The organism is Haloarcula sp. Atlit-120R (assembly GCF_003665885.1).
Classification (GTDB): domain Archaea; phylum Halobacteriota; class Halobacteria; order Halobacteriales; family Haloarculaceae; genus Haloarcula; species Haloarcula taiwanensis.
The window spans coordinates 1-1,397 of record NZ_QPLN01000017.1; the positions used below are offsets into that span (position 1 = coordinate 1).

Consider the following 1,397-nt stretch of genomic DNA (forward strand, 5'->3'; position numbering starts at 1 on the left):
TTAGACGAGTACGCAGAAGTGTATGATTTGACTCGTACAGAGGCTATGACGTTGATTCTTGAACGCGGGTTAGAAGACCCTCCAGAAGCCGGACAGGTTGAAGCCGACAGCCGGTATGGCGGCACCAGAACGGTGTATACGCTGTCTCTGAACCCTGCAAACGCAGAATCCGTTGAAGAGTCGGAACTGTCCGCTGAGGAGTACGTGAACCAGTGCATCAACGTCGCTCATGCCCGTGGATTTGCGCCGTAGAGGTTCTCACACAATCGTATACGCTGGTATAGCGGTAGTAGAAAGCCTGTGCGTAGGAATTAAGGCCCCCGGTACAGAACGGTGATGTAACTCACGAAGTGACCGAAGTCCCGGGAAAGGGCCGGGACGGCAGGACAGGGGCGTCTCACCGCCCCTGTCCGGCGTGGAACTTGTGGCAAGGTTCCGTACACGGCCCTTCTCCGTCCGTCCGCAAAGGCGTTTCGCCCGACGCGAGACGGTCGAATTCGCAGGATAGACGGCTTCAGCCGGTCGATGTTAGCGCCGTTAACCGCCATGTCAGCGTCTCTAACCCCGTCAGCCGCCGGGAGGGAGCGCGACCTTGCGGTGCGCGAGGTCCGTGGGACCGGACCGAGCGCCGCGCGACCGTCCAGAGGGAGGACCGACCGGGCCGACCGAACTCGTCTGCGGTGCGGGGGCGGTCATCGTGAGTACCGACCAGCCGGGGAGCGAGGGCCGGTCTGCCCTCTACTCTCGGCCCTCCAAGACTAAGCGTGCAGACACCGAGAAGGGACGGCAGGGCTTGTCTATCCGCCGTTCTCTATCTGCCCCCCTCACCGACCGGGACGAGGTGGACCTTCGCGCCGAGGTGTGCCGGGCCCACGCCCACGGCGTCGACGCGACCAGCTGGCGCGAGGCGACCCACGACTGGCGGGAGTACATCCGTGAGTCCGGCGAGACTGCGTCGGTGTTCGAGAACCCGGAGGGAGAGCAGGTGACGGGGGGCGACCCGAACCGGTTCGACCCGGACTACGCCGACAAGCAGTATGCGAAGCTCAAGGACTTAGAGCGTGGAATTCGGGAGGATTACCGAATGCCGTTCACGGCGATGCTGTCGCTCACGGCATCCTCGACGAACGACGCGGGCGAGCCGCTGCCGCCGGTCGACCATCTGGACGACCTGCTGGGTTCGTGGGAGGCCGTGAGGCGCGCTCTGAGCCGTTCGTTGGAAGGGAGGCGGTGGGAATACCTCGCTATCCTCGAACCACACGCCAGCGGGTACCTACACGTCCATATCGCGGTGTTCGTGGATGGTCTGGTCCGGCGGGAGACGTTCAAACCGGTCATCGACGCCCACCTGCGGAACTGCGACCGAGCCGGACGGGACGCGCACAGCGTCGAGGAGG

General features: G+C 63.8%; 1 protein-coding gene and 1 pseudogene. Both read left to right on the forward strand.

Annotated elements, in window-relative coordinates; translation table 11 throughout:
• Window positions 1-252, forward strand: a 252-nt coding sequence (locus DVK01_RS20955; protein WP_233562836.1) for a hypothetical protein, incomplete at its 5' end; no start/stop codon positions are given.
• Between the two features lie 358 nt (window positions 253-610).
• Window positions 611-1,397: pseudogene (locus DVK01_RS20960) on the forward strand (hypothetical protein); the annotation flags it as partial.